This is a genomic window from Pseudomonas sp. QLc11A, from assembly GCF_052112305.1.
Lineage (GTDB): Bacteria > Pseudomonadota > Gammaproteobacteria > Pseudomonadales > Pseudomonadaceae > Aquipseudomonas > Aquipseudomonas laurylsulfatiphila.
Genome location: NZ_JAVAJJ010000030.1, coordinates 1 through 16,519 on the forward strand (window position 1 = coordinate 1; position 16,519 = coordinate 16,519).

The following is a 16,519-nucleotide window of genomic DNA, read 5'->3' on the forward strand; positions in this document are numbered from 1 at the left end:
GCTGCCGCCACCACCACCGCTGCCGCCATCTTTGGCATAAGCGCTGGAGAAGCTACCGATGTAATCGGGCACCAGCACAGTCGATGCAGACAGAACTGCGCCAATTGCCAGGGCCAACAAACATTTTTTTAGAAGCATGATGCACCTCCGCTTGGAGTTGCGTAGTCATGTCCGTATCGAACGCAATGTCCAGTGAGTTCCCGGCCGCCCATTGGAGCGGCCAGCCAACCGGCACGGCCATTAATTTGCAGCAATAACAAGCAACTGCGGTTTCCGAACGATCCTTCAGAGCCAGTCGGCATCCGTGCGTGGGAAATATTCCCACACTTTTAGATTAGGCCTGTCAGCCCGCGTGTCAACCACCGACCATCAGAACCGAAGCAGGCGAAGGCCTGGGTTGAGACGACGAAACCCATTGGGGCCGGGAAACTGGCGGGTATCAGTAGGTGTGGGTGAACACCAGCCCAGCCTCGCCATCCGGACTGGCGTCGGAAAACCCCTTGACGGCATATAACTGAAACTTCCAGTTCTGATTGAGCTTGTGCGTGAGGAAGAGGGTGAGTTCCTTGATCTGGTCGCCCGTGGATACGACCTTCTGCCGCCAGTCGTAGGACACCCCCGCCGAAGTGCGCGCGAACACGGGCATGGCGAAGCCGAGGCCGGCGAATATCGGGTTGTCGAAGTCGGAGCCCGACGGATCGCCGAATTTTTTCCAGCCCAGCGTGGCGAACCCGGTCACCCTGCCGAAGGCCTTGGCGACATCGACCTGGGCGGAATAGTCGGTTTTTCCGGTGCCCAGGCACTTGTCTTCGTCGGCTGTGGGCAACTTGACCTTGCCGATCAGATCCACGAACAGCCCGCCGACTATGCCGTCAAGCACGGCATAGTCGGCACCGGCAACAGTGTCGCCCAATCCGCTTTCCACTTTGTCGCAACCGCCGGGCAACGGCTCGCCGTCAGGGCCCACCGAAGGATTGGTGATCCGCAGCCAGGGCACCGTGAGCTTGTAGGTCATGGGACCGGTTTCGTATTTGCCCACCAGCGGGACGTACCAGGTTTCGGAAGTGGTGCCGGTGCCATAATCGCCCCGGGAGTAGTCGGTTCCGATCGAGGTCGAGAAGGTATCGGCCAGGGCCGGCAAGGCCAGGCTGGCCAGCCAACCGACGAGCAGGATGCGCTTGGGGTCCATGTTCACCTCGTGTCTTGCGTCATCGAAGTTCACACGCAGGCTTTGTTGCGTGACTTACACAGCCTAGTGACTTATGGCGCAAGTGCATCATGCCTTCACTGTTTAACCCGACTTGCCAGAGCGGTCGACTTTTTCAATGGTCTCGACTTTTTCTACTTTTTCGACCTTCTCGACTTTTTCTGGCCGATCAACCTTGTCTACTTTCTCAACCTTTTCTGGCCGATCGACTTTCTCGACTTTCTCCGGACGTTCAACTTTTTCAACTTTTTCGACTTTTTCGACTTTTTCGACTTTTTCGACTTTCTCTACCTTCTCTACCTTCTCTACCCTCTCCACTCTCTCGACTTTGCCGGATTGCTCGACCTTCTCGACACGCTCCGACTTGCCGGACTTGTCCACGTCCACGCGTTCGATCCTGTCGCCACCACCATGACTGTCATTGCCCCCGTGGCGAGTATCGTCGACGACGCTGCCACCGCTCTCGGAACGGCCGCTTCTGTCACTGCCCGAGTTCTCCGAATCCCGCGAGTTACCGGAGCTGTTGGAGCCGCTCGAGTCGCCGGCGCTGTTGAAATCGTCCGAGCTGCCCGAATTGCCCGAGCCGCTTGAGTCGTCCGTGTTTTGCTCGCTGTTTCGAATCCGCCCGTGCTGGTTGCCGGCTGGCGAATCGGAGCGCTCGCGGGGCAATTCGATACGCGTGGCCTGCACGTCCCGTGCGCCGCTGAAGACGCCGGTGATCCGCACGCGTCGATCCAGCGTCAGCTGCGATGACTGCACACCGACAAACACGGTTTCGCGCGCCATCGTCACGTTAAAGCCGCCCACCACCAGGCGACTGTCCTGCCGGCCCTGTACCAGGCCCTCGATCACCGCATTGTGTGCACGGCCAATGAAAGGCAGGCTCGGGTCGGGGCGACTTTGGCTCACCTCCAGCTCGCGGCCCGACCACTGGCCGCGCACCAGCATTTCCTGCGCCGGTCCCGGATGGTTGCCGAGTTTGAGGCCCTGCAGATAACCGCTGCGATCGACCGGGCCGATGGCGCTGGCCTCCTTGAGGCCGGGCGCGCGGTCGATGCGGCTGGCCACCACTTCACCCCGGGCATCGCGCAGCCCGCTGACCCGAACAGGATCACCTGCACGCAGACCGGGAGCGACTTGAGCACCGTTGGCCAGGCGTACCGGCTGGCCCATGACACGCATGGGCAGGGAGTCTCTGGGCAGGGCTGTCAAAGGGCCTTCATAGACATGCAGGATAGCAATGCGCCCGGCCTCCAGACCGCGCCGGGAATTGAACGCTTGCACGGCAACCACCTGGCCAACTGCCAGACGGGTGCTGGTGGCGGCAATGCCGTTCTCGCTGACAGGGACGTTTTTGTTGAAGTGCACTTCCATGCCATTGACGCAGATCGAGGCGAACCCGGTGATGGTGCCGACAATGCCGGTGCCGCCGATCCCGCCGTTGTCGTCGCTGATGCCCGTGCCACCCACGCCGCCGGCGACGGCACCGGTGCCGCCAATGCCGCCGGGGCGCTTGTTCAGCGGTGCGCCGGTACCGCCCACCCCGCCGTTGTCAGTGCTGATGCCAGTACCGCCCATGCCGCCAGGCGCCGCGCCCGTACCGCCGGTGCCACCCGGCGCCTGGATGAGCGGCACTTCACTGCTGCCCGCGTCATTCTGGCTGACACAGGCCGGCGCGGCTTGCAACACAATCGCAAACCCGAGGCCCAGAGCGAGGGCGGCGGCTCGAATCAGGCGCAAATGGATGGTCATGGCTTGGGAGCCGTCGGTGAGTTGGGGTCACAAGCCTCAGTGTAGAAGTACAGGCCGACCGTGATGCGCTGGCGCGGTTCGAGGCTGGGCAGGTCGCGAAATTCCAGCTCGGCGGCGAGTCGGTTGAAGCTCAACAGGGCCTGCATTCCCTCGCTGGCAACGGCCTCGCGCAGCGCCTCGACGCTCATCGGGGCCAGTGCGTCATAGTGGACGCTACGTTCAAAAAAGGCCGGGGCTTCGCCGCTCAAGTTGTGTACCGCAGCGCAGGCATGATCGTGCAGGTTATGCCCCAGGTAAGCCGCTTTCTCATCGAAGCCCTTTTGCGGCACGAAGGCCTGGGCTTCCAGGTGCACACGCTCCTGTTCGTCAAGGCGCACGACGCCCAGGCGCAGCCATTCGTCCAGTACCACCCGCGCCCGGATGTCCGTGCTGACCTTCGCCACCAGCGCATCAAAGGAACAGTCGCCGCCGACACTGGCCAAGCGAGGCAGCGGCAACGGCTGGCCGGCGTCGTTGCAGAAGGGTGCACTGGTCCAGGCGTTGACCAGTTGCGCACCGAAGGTGATGTTTTCCGGAAGCGTGGAAGTGGCGGGGTCGCCGCTGTTGCGCAAACGCCGTACGTCCTTGCGATGCACGCCGGTGAGCAGGCTGATGCGGCTGTCGGTCGGTGCCTTGTCGTCCAGACGGAACTCACGGTCCGCCACATCGACGAAAACCTCCTTGAGCAGGTCGGCGAAAACCAGGTACGTGACGCCTTTGCGCAGCATCAGGCGTACCAGCGGCCGCATGACATGGCGCAGGGCTTTGAGGAGCGAGGTGGGCAAGGTAGACGATTGCATTCAGCGCATTCCTGGACAGTTAACCCAAGTATAGCTGCGTGGGAAATATTCCCATGAATGCAGGCAGTATCTTTTGCGTGCTCCCTTGCAGAACCGGTTCCCCGGGTTTTGCATGGGGCATCAGGCCGCTTCAGGTCCGGCTGTCGTCGCCGCCGACGTGGACACCATGATCGTCCCCCGCTTCTGCATGGATACCCACTGCGACCTGTGGCGGGGGAGCAAGCTCCCTCACCACAGGTTCAGGGTCTCGGCTTAGTCTCGGCTCTCGGCACCCGCGATCAGTCGTGATGTTTGTGTTTATGTTTGTTCTTGTGTTTATTCTTTTGCTTGTAGCCGGAATCGTGGTGGTCGTCGTCATCGGCCAGATTGTTGCCGATCGCACCACCTGCTGCGCCGCCCAGACCCGCACCGATCAGGCCGCCGGTGGAACCACCGACACTGTTGCCGATGACCTGGCCACCCGCTGCACCGAGACCTCCGCCAATAGCGGACTCGGTCTTCTTGCCACTCTTGGCGGTCATTGCGCCCCCGGCCGCGCCACCGACGCCGGCTCCGATTGCAGCGCCAGTGCTACCTCCAACAGCCTGACCGACCACGCTGCCAAGGGCACCGCCGACACCGCCACCGATAGCCGTATTGGTGGTTTCGCCAGCGAGGGAGTACTGCGATACAAGAAGGCTTAATGCCACGACAGTGAATGACTTACGCATCAGACAGACCTTTAGGAATACACAAAAGACGGAAGTCTGTTGGTACGAAACAGTCCGGTCAACAGATATTCGGCCGGGCTTTACAAACAAAGGAGTCCCGCCACTGCGGGGCTCCCTTCGGTCTAGCCCCTGGGCTGCGGATTGAGCACCGTAACGGCCTTGGTTTTCCTGAAGAAAATGCCGTAGACAACCGACAGTACCAGCAAGAACGGCACACCGAACACCAGGGTCATCTTGAAGGCCTCAGTGAAGTAGGTCGTGACCATCACGGCCCCCATCAGGACCAACCCCAACAATGTGCTGTAGGGAAACAGACGCATGCGGAACGACAGTTTACGGTTGCCATTGCGTTCATGAAAACGACGGAAACAGTAGTGAGTGAGGAAGATCATGAACCAGGTAAAGATCGCGCCGAACATCGAGATTGCCATCATCAGGGTGAACGAACTTTCCGGGTACAGGATGTTGAGCAAGGTCGCCAGGGCGATCCCTGAACTGGAAAGCAACAGCGCGTTCAACGGGATCCCGGTCTTGCTCAATACCCCCATGGATTTTGGCGCGTAGCCGGCTCGAGACAGGCTGAACATCATGCGCGTAGTGATGTACAACTGGCTGTTCATCGCCGACAACGCCGCAATCAGGATCACGAAATTCATCACACCGGTGGCGCCGGGAATACCGATGGCCTGCATGACCGTGACGAACGGACTCTGGGCATGGCCAGCCTGGACCCAAGGCACGATCGCCAGCATCAATGCCAGGGTCAGCAGGTAGAACACCACCAGGCGCACGATAGTCCCGCGAAAGGCTTTCTTCACCGCTTGCTCCGGATCCTTCGCCTCACCGGCCGCCACCGCGATCATCTCCACGCTCAGGTAGCTGAAGATCGACACGATCACCGCGATCCACATCCCTTGCAGGCCATTGGGGAAGAAACCGCCGTGAGCGGTGTAATTGTGCACACCGTATTCCGGATTGCCGGAACCGAACACCACATACACCGCCAGGATAATGAAGCCGACAATCGCGCCGATTTTGATGGTCGAGAACCAGTACTCGAAGGTACCGAAGGTCTTCACGCTGATGGCATTGAGCACGATCAACACGCTGGAGAACGAGACGATCCAGATCCATTCCGGCACGTTGGCAAACCAGTACTTCATGTACATCGCCACCGCCGTCACTTCCGTACCGACCGCTAGCACAATCGCCGCCCAATAGGCATAGCGCACCAGGAACCCGGCCAGCGGGCTGACATAAAATTCGGCATAGGCGCCGAACGAACCCGAGGTCGAATGGGCCACGGTCATTTCCGCCAGACAGCCCATCAGCAGCAAGGTGATGATTGCGCCAATGGCATAGCTCAACAGCACGCTCGGCCCGGCATAACCAATGGCATAGGCGCTGCCCATGAACAGCCCGGTGCCGATTGCACCACCAATGGCGATCATGCTCATCTGCCCCGACGTCAGTTGACGCCGCAGGCCATGTTCACGGTTGGATATCGTTTCGAAACCGCAGTTATCGGTCATTTCTATGTCCTCTGGATTTTGTCTTTCTTGAAGAGCACGTCGTGGGTTTAACGGTGGGGATCAGCCACGCACAGCAGGACACGGATCAGAAAATACTCAGTGGATACTCGACGATCACCCGGATTTCGTTGTTGTCCGTGGTGTCGGCCCGGGCGACCTGTGCGGTGGAACGCACACTGGCCTGACGCACGCGTATTGATAGGTCCCTGGCCTTGCCCGACTGCACGACATAGCGCGCCTCGAGGTCGCGCTCCCAGCGCTTGCCGTCATCACCATAACGTCCATAGGCGCCATTGGGGCCGCCGTCGTAATGGCTGTCATCGATGTGGTCGCCACTGACGTAACGCGACATGAAGCTCAGCCCCGGCACACCGAAAGGCGCCATGTCCAGGTCATAGCGCAGTTGCCAGGAGCGTTCGTTGGGGGCGTTGAAGTCGAGGACCTGAATCGAGTTGGCGAGAAAAATCGACGTGCCCGGTTGCTGGTCGAAACCCAGGTAATCGAACGGTTCTTCGCCATCGACCCGCTGGTACGCCAGGGTCAACCGATGGGCGCCGAACCTGTACGCGGTGGCAAACGACCAGGTGGTGTTGTCGATCCTTCCAGCCAGGCTGTCGCCGTTATCGTTGGTGCGATAGAGATTGAAATCCAGGTTCAGTGACTGGTCTGGCGTCAGCACATAGGTGTAATTGACGTTGCCGTAGTACTGCCGCCAGATGTCGGTGAACTGCGAACCGTACAGGCTGACACTCAACTGATCGCCCAGCGCATAGCTGCCGCCCAGGTAATCGACACTGCGGGTTTCCACCCCGGCGTACAACGCTTTAAGGGCGCCATCGGCATTGGTCGAATTATTGTCGTTGCCGGCAGTGAAGTGGCCAATGTCCAGTTGCAATGCCTTGAGCTCATTGCTGGTCAGCTGGAAGCCGGTGGCACTGCTGGTGAACAGTCGCGCATTGCCGGTGCCGAACACCGGATTGAGCGGTGTCAGGTTGCCGTACTTGAGCTCGGTTTGCGAAACCCGCGCCTTCACCGCACCACCGGCTTCGGAGTACTCATCCTCGGGACGGCCATCGGAATCGACCGGCAACAACCCTGTGCCCGTGCGTCCCTTGCCACTGTCGAGCTTGATGCCCAACTGCGCGTAGGCATCGACCCCGAAACCCACCGTTCCCTGGGTGTAGCCGGAGCGGTAGTCGAGGATGATCCCGTGGGCCCACTCGTCCCGATAGTTCTGACCGCCGGGGTTGTTGAGGTTGTTGCGGTAGAAATAGAAGTTGCGGTTGGTCAGGGTCAGGCTGCTGTCTTCGACAAATCCGTTGTCAGAGGCGGCACAGGCCATTTGGCCAAGGCAACTGGAGATGGCGAGCGGCAAGGCAGGCCAGAGGGACAGTTTCATTCTGCGTGCTCCTTATTATTGTGATTGCAGAACTGGTTATTGCCGGCGACCGAACGCCCGCCGCGGGAAAATGCCCGCAGCTGGACAGGGACGCCGCAAGGTTCAAGTCACGCTGTGGCGAACCTGGTATCGCGCTTGCGACCAGGTGTTCCGGTCGAGGATCTCGCCGAGGATCTGCACCGCATCCCAGACCTCAGTGAAGGTTGTGTACAGCGGGGTGAAACCGAACCGCATGATGCGCGGCTCGCGATAGTCACCAATCACGCCACGGTCGATCAGGGCCTGGATCACCGCATAACCTTCGGGGTGTTCGAAGCTGACATGACTGCCGCGCCTGGCGTGTTCACGCGGCGTGATCAACTTCAGTTCGTGAGCCGCGCAACGCTGCTCGACCAGTTCGATGAACAGGTCCGTCAGGGCCAGGGATTTGCGGCGCAGGCTGGCCATGTCGGTCTGGGCGAACACGTCCAGGCCGCACTCGACCATCGCCAATGAGGTGATCGGTTGAGTGCCGCACAGGTAGCGCGCGATGCCGCTGCTTGGCTCGTAATGCGACTCCATGGCGAACTGCCGCGAGTGACCGAACCAGCCGGACAAGGGTTGTGGCACCAGATCGCACAATGACGGCGAAACCCAGACAAAAGCCTGCGATCCCGGCCCGCCATTGAGGTACTTGTAGGTGCAGCCGATGGCGTAGTCGGCACCTGCCTGGTGCAGATCGACCGGTACTGCGCCTGCGGAATGCGCCAGGTCCCAGATGGCCAGCGCGCCACATTCGTGGGTCAGCGCGGTCAGGGCCTGCATGTCGTGCATGTAGCCGGTCTTGTAATTGACGTGGGTGAGCATGACCACCGCCGTGTCCTGGTCAATGGCTTGCGGCAAGGCTTCAGGACTGTCGACCAGGCGCAGGGTATAACCCTGCTGCAGCATCTGCGCGAGGCCTTCGGCGATGTACAGGTCGGTGGGAAAATTGCTCGATTCGCTGACGATCACTCGCCGCTGCGGTGACCTTGTGGCCTGTACGCGCAAGGCAGCGCTCAGCACTTTGAACAGATTGATCGAGGTGGTATCGGTCACCACGACCTCCCCCGCCCCCGCGCCGATCAAACCCGCCAGGCGGTCGCCCAGGCGTTCGGACAGCTCGCGCCAGCCGGCGCTGTTCCAGCTGCGGATCAGGCCATTGCCCCATTCCTCGGCGACCACCGCTTGTGCCCGCGCCAATGCCGCGACCGGCCGCGCACCGAGGGAATTGCCGTCGAGATAGATAATCCCTTCGGGGAGCGCGAATTGCTGGCGCAGGGGCGCCAGAGCGTCCTGGGCATCAAGCGCCAGGCAACTGTTTCTTGTCGTCATCGGGTGTCCTGTTTTTTGTTTTGGGACGCCATCCGGGCGGGTTGCATCAGCCGGATCAGGCGCCCTGGTTCAAGGCGATCAACCTGCCTTTGGGTAGAGAGATAATGAACGAATCTTTGGAGAATTTTCGTGCAAAGTAACCAGCCATGTAGTAGTTATTTCGCAGATAATTCGAACCTGACCTCAATAAACGCGGATTTATTCAAACCATGAATCTTGACTCGACAGACCTGCGAATCCTGCATCAGCTGCAACAGGATGGCCGAATCAGCAATCAGGAACTGGCGGAGAAAGTCGCCTTGTCACCGTCGGCCTGTCTGCGTCGGTTGCGCCTGCTGGAAAGCGAAGGAATCATCACCGGCTATCGCGCGGTGCTGAATGCCGAGCGGTTGGGCATCGAGCTGGAAGCCATCGTCCATGTGTCGTTGCGACAGGACGTCGAGGACTGGCACGAGACCTTCATCAAGAAGGTCCAGCAGTGGCCGGAGGTGGTCACCGCCTATGTCATTACCGGGGCGAGCAACTATGTGTTGCGGGTCCAGGCCCGCAACCTCAAACACTTCTCGGATTTCATCGTCAATCACCTCAACCGCACCGCCGGCGTCACCGACATACGTTCGGAGATCGTCCTGCAGAAAATCAAGGAGCGCGAGCAGTTGCTTGATCTGGTGGTACGCAAGTAAGACCGCAGCGTTCTTCAGAGCCCGTGCAAGCGCCGTGCCTCCTTGCGCTGCAACGTCATGCTCGGGGTCTCGTCGAACAGTTTGCGGTACTCGGTGGAAAAACGGCCCAGGTGCATGAACCCCCAGCCCATGGCTATCCCGGAAATGTTGCGTGCCGAGCCGTGCTCGAGAATCTCCTGGCGTACGGCATTCAGGCGATACTTTTTCAGGTAAGCCATTGGCGACAAGGCGAAGTACTTCCTGAACGCGTCGAACAATTTGAAGCGTGAAACACCGGCCGCGGCTTCGATGTCCTCCAGGTGCAACGCTTCGCGGGCGTTGTCATGGATGTACTGTCGAGCCCTGACCAGGTAGTGCGGCAACTTCACGCCCAACGCGTCCCGCAGTTCCTGCGAATAGTTGTTGGGCTGGGCGAGGATCAAGCCTTTGATCAGCGAGCTTTCAATGTCCCGGGTGAAGGCCACCTGCTCGAAGAGTTCACTGTTTCGTTCCATCTCGTCGATGAAATAACGCGCCATGCGCCACCACGACGCCGATGCCCCTTCGATCGCATCCATCATCGGTTCGAAGCGCAGCGGCGCATCCAGCGGCCGTTGCAGCATCCCTTCCAGAGCCTCGCTCATCGCCACTCGGGTAATCACCACCTGGACCTTGCGACAGTCACCGGAAATTGCCAGCAGTTGGTGTTCATTGGGGGAAATGATGACCCCTTGATCGCGGTCGGACCTGACCACACTGCCCGCCTTGCTCAGCTCCTGTTCGCCCGACAACGGCAGGCTCAGGCTGTAGCTGCTGAAGTGCTCGGCGTCTTCGATATCGATGGTGACGTCGGTACCGTATTCGATGGTGCCCAGGGTGGTGGCCATCGATTTGAACATGTTGGCGTTGTGATGAAAGCGGATCCGTTCGGGGGTCGCGCTCACGAGTCGATGGGGTCCGCAGATACCGGACATCCAGCTTCTGGCAGCCTCCAGGTTATCGCTGTCGACACGAATGTCGCGAAACTGCGGATCCACTTTGCTACTCATCATGGTGCACTCACGGAGTTTGGTTCTGCGCGCTCTGGTGGCGCTTGTCAGGCGGGACAGGAGCAACTTCCACGCCATAAAACGTCGGCGCCGAATTAACGGATAGTGTTTGGCAACTAAGCGGACAAGACATGGCTGGCGAAGCCGCAAAAGCCCTCGATCCGCACTCGACGTCAGGCAAAACAGTATCTGATTGGCGCCATCAGGTGCAGCCGTTTATCACCTGGTGGCGGATTTGTGTCATCGCTGCCCAACCGACTGTTACCTGCCCCCCAATTTTACGGACTGCCTTCGCCAACTTATCGGATAGACCATCACCCGCCCCGCTTCTCTAATGAGCGCACCGATTAGCCGAATAAAAAAAGGTGCACACCATGAGTGGCGAAAGAAACGTCGAGCAATGGAAAACGTTTATCGAAAGCTGCCTGGACTTCCGTCCCGCAGAAGGCGTATTCCGCATCGCCCGGGAGATTTTCACCGAGCCGCAGCTGTTCGATCTGGAGATGGAACTGATCTTCGAGAAGAACTGGATCTATGCCTGCCACGAAAGCGAACTGGCCAACAACCACGACTTCGTAACAGTGCGCGCCGGCCGCCAGCCTATGATCATTACCCGCGACGGTGAAGGTCGGCTCAATGCACTGATCAATGCTTGCCAGCATCGCGGCACGACGCTGACCCGCGTGGGCAAGGGCAATCAATCGACCTTCACCTGCCCGTTCCATGCCTGGTGCTACAAAAGCGATGGCCGCCTGGTCAAGGTCAAGGCACCGGGCGAGTACCCGGAAGGCTTCGACAAAGCCACGCGCGGTCTGAAAAAAGCCCGCATCCAGAGCTACAAGGGTTTCGTCTTCATCAGCCTGGATGTGCACGCCGACAACAGCCTGGAAGACTTCCTCGGCGATGCCAAAGTGTTCTTCGACATGATGGTCGCCCAGTCGCCGACCGGTGAGCTGGAAGTACTGCCCGGCAAATCGGCCTACACCTACGACGGCAACTGGAAGCTGCAAAACGAAAACGGCCTCGACGGTTATCACGTCAGCACCGTCCACTACAACTACGTCGCCACGGTGCAACATCGCCAGCAGGTCAACAGCGAAAACGGCAACGCCGCCAGCAGCACCCTCGACTACAGCAAGCTCGGCGCCGGCGACGCCAATACCGATGATGGCTGGTTCGCGTTCAACAACGGTCACAGCCTGCTGTTCAGCGACATGCCCAACCCTTCGGTACGCTCCGGCTACGCGACGATCATGCCGCGGCTGATCGAAGAACATGGCCAGCAAAAGGCCGAGTGGATGATGCATCGCCTGCGCAACCTGAACATCTATCCAAGCCTGTTTTTCCTCGATCAGATCAGCTCGCAATTGCGCATCATCCGTCCGGTGGCGTGGAACAAGACCGAAATCATCAGCCAGTGCCTGGGGGTCAAGAACGAGTCGGACGCCGACCGCGAAAACCGCATTCGCCAGTTCGAGGATTTCTTCAACGTCTCGGGTTTGGGCACGCCGGATGACCTGGTGGAATTCCGTGAAGCCCAGCGTGGCTTCCAGGCGCGCCTGGAACGCTGGAGCGATATCTCCCGCGGCAGTCACCGCTGGGCCAGCGGCGCCACGCCCAACAGCGAAGCGATCGGCATTGCCCCGGCCATGACCGGCACCGAATTCACCCATGAAGGGCTTTACGTCAACCAGCACAGCAACTGGCAGAAATTCCTGCTCGACGGCCTGGACGCCAAATCCCTGAAACTCCGTGAGGTGCAATGATGAATGCGCAACTGCAGTACCGGATCGAACAGTTTTTCTATCGCAAATCCGAACTGTGCGACGCTCAGGACTGGGATGCCTATGTCCAGCTGTTCGCCGAGCACAGCGAGTTCCACTTGCCGCAATGGGACTCCGAACACGTCTACACCCGCGACCCCAAACGCGAAATGTCGCTGATCTATTACCCCAACCGTTCAGGCCTGGAAGACCGCGTGTTCCGCCTGCGCACGGGCAAGTCCGCGTCCTCTACGCCGATGCCGCGCACCTTGCATCAGATCAGCAACGTGCGGATCGCCCCCCTGGAAAACGATGAACTGCAAGTGCAGCTGAACTGGCACACCCTGTATTACCGCCTGGCCACGACCGAACAGTTTTTCGGCCGCGCGACCTACCGCCTCAAACCCCACGCCGATAGCTGGCTGATCGTTCGCAAGCATGTGTTGCTGCTCAACGACACCATCAATTCGGTACTCGACTTCTATCACCTCTGAACCCAGGGAGACCGGGCATGAACCATAAAGTCGCGTTCAGCTTTGCCGACGGCAAAACGCTGTTCTTCCCTGTGCAGGCCAATGAAATCCTGCTCGACGCCGCCCTGCGCAATGGCATCAACATCCCCCTGGACTGCCGCGAAGGCGTCTGCGGAACCTGCCAGGGGCGCTGCGAGTCGGGCGATTACAGCCAGGACTATGTGGATGAGGAAGCCCTCTCCAGCCAGGACCTGCAACAACGCAAAATGCTCACCTGCCAGACCCGGGTCAAATCCGACGCCGCGTTCTATTTCGACTTCGCTTCCAGTCTGTGCAACGCCGCTGGCCCCGATCAACTCACGGCAACGGTCACCGAGGTCAAACAGGTGTCGGCCAGCACGGCGATCCTGCATCTGGATCTGGGCGATGTGGGCCAGTCGCTGGATTACCTGCCCGGGCAGTACGCCCGGCTGCAGATTCCGGGGACCGAGAACAAGCGTTCCTACTCCTTCGCCAACCGGCCGGGCGTCAGCAATCGGCTGCAGTTTCTGATTCGCCTGCTGCCCGATGGCGCGATGAGCAACTACATCCGCGAACGCTGTCAGGTGGGTGACCCCATCGTTCTGGAGGCACCGCTGGGGGCTTTTTATCTGCGTCACGTCGCCCGGCCACTGATCCTGGTGGCCGGCGGCACCGGACTGTCTGCCTTGCTGGGCATGCTCGACGAACTGGCTGAACGCGGCTGCGAGCAACCCGTGCACTTGTACTACGGCGTGCGCGATGCGGCCGACCTGTGCGAACAGGCGCGCATCCAGGCGTATGCGCAACACCTCCCGGGGCTGCGATACACCGAGGTGGTCAGCGAACCGTCGCCGCACTGGACCGGCAAGCGCGGCTACATCGCCGAACACTTCGACGTCGCCGAACTGCGCGACGGCCCGGTCGACATGTACGTCTGCGGGCCGCCGCCGATGGTTGAATCGATCAAGACCTGGCTGCAGGCACAAGCACTGGACAGCGTGCAGTTGTACTACGAAAAATTCACCGAGAGTAACGCCTGACACCCGCTACCGGAACCGGCGCCCGGTTCCGGATTGCCGATTGGGTCACTCGTATTAATGAGTACCCAGCGGTCGCAAAATAGCCCGGACCGGGCTGGCGTCGAGGTTGGCAAAACGTAGCGGCAACGCGATCAACTCGTAATCCCCTTCCGGCACGTCGTCGAGCACGATCCCCTCAAGAATGGCCATGCCGTGACGGGCCACGGCACGGTGCGAATCCATCGTCTTGGATTGCTGCGGGTCCAGTGACGGCGTATCGATGCCGATCAACCTCACACCCAGGCTGGCCAACAAATCGATGGTTTCCCTGGTAACGGCCGTGAACGCCGGATCCCAGGCAGCCAGCGGTGCCTGGCGATAGGTCCGCAGCAGCACGCGCTCGGGCACATCGTGCAAACGCCCTTCCAGTTGCCCGGGCTGCACCAGGTCGCCGCTGTCCAGACAATGCAAAACGCGGCAAGGCCCGATATACACATCCAACGCGACCTCACCAATCGCCGCGCCGTCAGCGCTGTAATGCAGCGGCGCATCGACGTGGGCACCGGTGTGCGGTGACAGGGTGATGCGTCCGACATTCACCGGGCACTCGGGACCGTAGGTCCAGACCCGCTCTTCCAGAAAAGGCGTGTCCCCCGGCCAGGTCGGTGTTTCGCTACTCAAGGGTGGACTGATGTCCCACAGTGTCGTGTTTTTTGTCATCGCAAATGCTCAGCGTTTTTACCGAGTGAAATGATACGAGCGACAACGGTGCAGATTCGTGCAAAAACCCTGGGCAAACGAGCGGGTTTTCGCACAAACCGCTAGGGATGAGCGTGATGGCGGCAGGAAATTTCAAAGTGCAACCTTCGACGACGCGGTCCTCACAGGCAGCAACGCTCGATGAAAGATCGGATGACGGTGGTTCAGGCTGACCGGGGTGCTGCCCCGCCCATACCGCGCAGCGCTATGCCCTTCAGTCCGCGACACCCTGGCGTCGCTTGCGGAATTCGGCGACCTTATGCCGGTTTCCGCACAGCGCCATGCTGCACCAGCGTCGCTTGTGGGATTTGGTGCGGTCGTAAAACATCAATGAACATTCGGCGCTTTCGCATTTGCGTACCAGGCTGAAATCGCCTTCGGCCAGCAACTCCGCAGCGGCGTAAGCGAGCCTGCCCAGACGCTGGTGGCCGGCATCGCCCTGGTGCAAGCGATCCAGCACCGGCGCGCCCGCCTCCTCCCACACCAGTTGCGGCACGACCCGCAGCAGAAAGGCATTGAGCGCTGCCGGATCCGCCACGCGATTCTCTCGACGGGCAGCGAGCAGGCTCTCGATGCAGTCGCGCAGCTTGCGCAATCGGGCAAGCAACTGCCCGTCACCCACCGCCACGTCCGTCGCCAGACCGAAACCGATCTGCTCCAGCCAGCGCGCCGCGTCGGCATCGCTGTTGAGCAGGTCGCGCCGCTGGCCATCGACCATCATTCGGGTGTTCAGCAGATCCAGCGCCGGATGGTCGGCCAGCACCAGCGGTAGGGGCAAGTCAGGCGTGGCGACGGCGTCAGTCATGGAAATCTCCCGGGAATCGATGCACGCAGTGTAACCCACAAAAAAGATTTGACCAGTTACAAAGTCCGTGCAAAATGAAAATAGGTAACCCGTATAAATAACTTTAAACAGTTACAATGGAGATCCGTCATGACCACGCTCCCGCACACCACCATTGCCTGCAAATTCGTCGAAGCCGACGGCATCAGGGTTTTCTACCGCGAGGCCGGTGCTGCCGACGCTCCCGTACTCTTGCTGTTGCACGGCTTTCCCAGCTCGTCGCACCAATTCCGGGACCTGATCCCGCGGCTCGCCGACAAGTACCGCCTGATGGCGCCGGATCTGCCCGGTTTCGGTTTCACCGAGGTGCCCGCCGAACGCCACTACGTCTACACCTTCGATGCCATCGGCGAGACGATCCGCCAGTTCGTCGATGTGCTGGGCCTCAAGCGTTACGGGATGTACTTCTTCGACTATGGGGCGCCGGTCGGCCTGCGCCTGGCGCTGGCGTACCCGGAGCGGGTCAGCGCGATCGTTTCGCAGAACGGCAATGCCTATCTCGAAGGCCTGGGGGATGCCTGGGCGCCGATCCGCCGGTATTGGGACGAGCCGTCGCCCGCCAATCGCCAGGTGATCCACGATGCCATCCTGCACCTGGAAGGCACGCGCTGGCAGTATGTGGAAGGCGTGAGCAACCCCGATCTCATTGCACCCGAGGGTTATCATCTGGACGCGCTATTGCTGGAACGACCCGGCAACAAGGACATCCAGCTCGATCTGTTTTATGACTACCAGAACAACCTGAAGCTGTACCCGGCGTTCCAGCAATTCTTGCGCGATGCCCAGGTGCCGACGCTGGCGATCTGGGGCAAGGGCGATCCGTTTTTCATTCCACCAGGTGCCGAGGCCTACAAGCGTGACAACCCCAATGCGGTGGTCGAGATGCTCGATACCGGCCACTTCGCGCTGGAGACCCACGCCGTGCAGATTGCTCAACGGATAGTCGAGGTGGTGGGCAGTCATCTCGACTGAGAGGTGCAGGGACGAGGCGTGGTACACACCCACTCGACCTACCGGGTGGCATTGACGCTGGCCGGTGTCTGGCACGAGGATGACATCCTGTCGCCGCTGCCCCAGGCGCTGGATGAATTGCACGAAGCCGTTGGTGTGCAGGGGTAACCCACAGATTGATTTTTT

At 60.2% G+C, this 16,519-nt stretch carries 15 protein-coding genes and 1 pseudogene; 6 read left to right on the plus strand and 10 right to left on the minus strand.

From position 1 onward, the window contains the following. Nucleotides 1-439: 439 nt before the first annotated feature. From Q8X48_RS29095 to kynU, 7 genes are all read right to left on the minus strand, one after another. The gene (locus Q8X48_RS29095; RefSeq protein WP_407802002.1) at nucleotides 440-1,189 is read right to left on the minus strand and encodes a hypothetical protein; all 750 of its coding nucleotides are present in this window, start codon (nucleotides 1,187-1,189) and stop codon (nucleotides 440-442) included. 102 nt (nucleotides 1,190-1,291) lie between these two features. Continuing rightward, nucleotides 1,292-2,959 carry a DUF5666 domain-containing protein gene (locus tag Q8X48_RS29100; protein WP_407802001.1) on the minus strand — a complete coding sequence of 556 codons (1,668 nt, stop codon included), beginning with the start codon at nucleotides 2,957-2,959 and terminating at the stop codon, nucleotides 1,292-1,294. Beyond that, nucleotides 2,956-3,798, minus strand: coding sequence for a DUF6502 family protein (locus Q8X48_RS29105; RefSeq protein ID WP_407802000.1), 843 nt, complete (start codon nucleotides 3,796-3,798; stop codon nucleotides 2,956-2,958). Before Q8X48_RS29105 ends, Q8X48_RS29100 begins: the two co-directional genes overlap by 4 nt. Nucleotides 3,799-4,076: 278 nt before the next feature. After that, the gene (locus tag Q8X48_RS29110) at nucleotides 4,077-4,508 is read right to left on the minus strand and encodes a glycine zipper domain-containing protein (RefSeq protein WP_095967127.1); all 432 of its coding nucleotides are present in this window, start codon (nucleotides 4,506-4,508) and stop codon (nucleotides 4,077-4,079) included. Nucleotides 4,509-4,630: 122 nt separating this feature from the next. Then, nucleotides 4,631-6,040, minus strand: a complete 1,410-nt coding sequence (locus Q8X48_RS29115; RefSeq protein ID WP_407801999.1) for an amino acid permease — start codon at nucleotides 6,038-6,040, stop codon at nucleotides 4,631-4,633. Nucleotides 6,041-6,125: 85 nt separating this feature from the next. Next, the gene (locus Q8X48_RS29120) at nucleotides 6,126-7,439 is read right to left on the minus strand and encodes an OprD family porin (protein WP_407801998.1); all 1,314 of its coding nucleotides are present in this window, start codon (nucleotides 7,437-7,439) and stop codon (nucleotides 6,126-6,128) included. A gap of 102 nt (nucleotides 7,440-7,541) precedes the next feature. Further along, nucleotides 7,542-8,792 carry a kynureninase gene (gene kynU, locus Q8X48_RS29125; protein ID WP_102699918.1) on the minus strand — a complete coding sequence of 417 codons (1,251 nt, stop codon included), beginning with the start codon at nucleotides 8,790-8,792 and terminating at the stop codon, nucleotides 7,542-7,544. Between the two features lie 209 nt (nucleotides 8,793-9,001). On the opposite strand from kynU, the gene Q8X48_RS29130 reads away from it, so the two are divergent. Continuing rightward, nucleotides 9,002-9,475: an Lrp/AsnC family transcriptional regulator gene (locus tag Q8X48_RS29130; protein WP_007971266.1), complete on the plus strand. Its 474-nt coding sequence runs from the start codon at nucleotides 9,002-9,004 to the stop codon at nucleotides 9,473-9,475. A gap of 14 nt (nucleotides 9,476-9,489) precedes the next feature. Here the strand turns inward: Q8X48_RS29130 and Q8X48_RS29135 are convergent, their stop codons facing one another. Next, the gene (locus Q8X48_RS29135; RefSeq protein WP_407802053.1) at nucleotides 9,490-10,503 is read right to left on the minus strand and encodes an AraC family transcriptional regulator; all 1,014 of its coding nucleotides are present in this window, start codon (nucleotides 10,501-10,503) and stop codon (nucleotides 9,490-9,492) included. Between the two features lie 374 nt (nucleotides 10,504-10,877). On the opposite strand from Q8X48_RS29135, the gene antA reads away from it, so the two are divergent. From antA to antC, 3 genes are read left to right on the plus strand one after another with little or no spacing between them, the layout of a single operon-like run. Beyond that, nucleotides 10,878-12,269: an anthranilate 1,2-dioxygenase large subunit gene (gene antA / locus Q8X48_RS29140; RefSeq protein WP_407801997.1), complete on the plus strand. Its 1,392-nt coding sequence runs from the start codon at nucleotides 10,878-10,880 to the stop codon at nucleotides 12,267-12,269. Continuing rightward, complete coding sequence (antB, locus tag Q8X48_RS29145) at nucleotides 12,269-12,760, plus strand: anthranilate 1,2-dioxygenase small subunit (RefSeq protein ID WP_102674744.1); 492 nt, start codon at nucleotides 12,269-12,271, stop codon at nucleotides 12,758-12,760. The genes antA and antB overlap by 1 nt, the downstream gene beginning before the upstream one ends. Before the next feature lie 17 nt (nucleotides 12,761-12,777). Continuing rightward, entirely contained in the window at nucleotides 12,778-13,800 is a 1,023-nt protein-coding gene (gene antC, locus Q8X48_RS29150) for an anthranilate 1,2-dioxygenase electron transfer component AntC (protein WP_407801996.1), read from the plus strand. 54 nt (nucleotides 13,801-13,854) lie between these two features. Here the strand turns inward: antC and kynB are convergent, their stop codons facing one another. Both kynB and Q8X48_RS29160 read right to left on the minus strand, forming a co-directional pair. Then, nucleotides 13,855-14,499, minus strand: a complete 645-nt coding sequence (gene kynB / locus Q8X48_RS29155) for an arylformamidase (RefSeq protein ID WP_407801994.1) — start codon at nucleotides 14,497-14,499, stop codon at nucleotides 13,855-13,857. 253 nt (nucleotides 14,500-14,752) lie between these two features. Beyond that, nucleotides 14,753-15,343 carry a CGNR zinc finger domain-containing protein gene (locus Q8X48_RS29160; protein ID WP_407801993.1) on the minus strand — a complete coding sequence of 197 codons (591 nt, stop codon included), beginning with the start codon at nucleotides 15,341-15,343 and terminating at the stop codon, nucleotides 14,753-14,755. Nucleotides 15,344-15,472: 129 nt separating this feature from the next. On the opposite strand from Q8X48_RS29160, the gene Q8X48_RS29165 reads away from it, so the two are divergent. Both Q8X48_RS29165 and Q8X48_RS29170 read left to right on the plus strand, forming a co-directional pair. After that, entirely contained in the window at nucleotides 15,473-16,354 is an 882-nt protein-coding gene (locus Q8X48_RS29165) for an alpha/beta fold hydrolase (protein WP_407801992.1), read from the plus strand. A gap of 15 nt (nucleotides 16,355-16,369) precedes the next feature. Next, nucleotides 16,370-16,453 (plus strand): annotated as a pseudogene (locus tag Q8X48_RS29170) (aldolase); the annotation flags it as partial. Between the last annotated feature and the right edge of the window lie 66 nt (nucleotides 16,454-16,519).

Excerpts from the sequence above, each read along its gene's own strand:
- Q8X48_RS29095 (WP_407802002.1), bottom strand. The coding sequence starts at position 1,189 with ATGGACCCCAAGCGCATCCTGCTCGTCGGTTGGCTGGCCAGCCTGGCC.
- Q8X48_RS29100 (WP_407802001.1), bottom strand. The coding sequence starts at position 2,959 with ATGACCATCCATTTGCGCCTGATTCGAGCCGCCGCCCTCGCTCTGGGC.
- Q8X48_RS29105 (WP_407802000.1), bottom strand. The coding sequence starts at position 3,798 with ATGCAATCGTCTACCTTGCCCACCTCGCTCCTCAAAGCCCTGCGCCAT.
- Q8X48_RS29110 (WP_095967127.1), bottom strand. The coding sequence starts at position 4,508 with ATGCGTAAGTCATTCACTGTCGTGGCATTAAGCCTTCTTGTATCGCAG.
- Q8X48_RS29115 (WP_407801999.1), bottom strand. The coding sequence starts at position 6,040 with ATGACCGATAACTGCGGTTTCGAAACGATATCCAACCGTGAACATGGC.
- Q8X48_RS29120 (WP_407801998.1), bottom strand. The coding sequence starts at position 7,439 with ATGAAACTGTCCCTCTGGCCTGCCTTGCCGCTCGCCATCTCCAGTTGC.
- kynU (WP_102699918.1), bottom strand. The coding sequence starts at position 8,792 with ATGACGACAAGAAACAGTTGCCTGGCGCTTGATGCCCAGGACGCTCTG.
- Q8X48_RS29130 (WP_007971266.1), top strand. The coding sequence starts at position 9,002 with ATGAATCTTGACTCGACAGACCTGCGAATCCTGCATCAGCTGCAACAG.
- Q8X48_RS29135 (WP_407802053.1), bottom strand. The coding sequence starts at position 10,503 with ATGAGTAGCAAAGTGGATCCGCAGTTTCGCGACATTCGTGTCGACAGC.
- antA (WP_407801997.1), top strand. The coding sequence starts at position 10,878 with ATGAGTGGCGAAAGAAACGTCGAGCAATGGAAAACGTTTATCGAAAGC.
- antB (WP_102674744.1), top strand. The coding sequence starts at position 12,269 with ATGAATGCGCAACTGCAGTACCGGATCGAACAGTTTTTCTATCGCAAA.
- antC (WP_407801996.1), top strand. The coding sequence starts at position 12,778 with ATGAACCATAAAGTCGCGTTCAGCTTTGCCGACGGCAAAACGCTGTTC.
- kynB (WP_407801994.1), bottom strand. The coding sequence starts at position 14,499 with ATGACAAAAAACACGACACTGTGGGACATCAGTCCACCCTTGAGTAGC.
- Q8X48_RS29160 (WP_407801993.1), bottom strand. The coding sequence starts at position 15,343 with ATGACTGACGCCGTCGCCACGCCTGACTTGCCCCTACCGCTGGTGCTG.
- Q8X48_RS29165 (WP_407801992.1), top strand. The coding sequence starts at position 15,473 with ATGACCACGCTCCCGCACACCACCATTGCCTGCAAATTCGTCGAAGCC.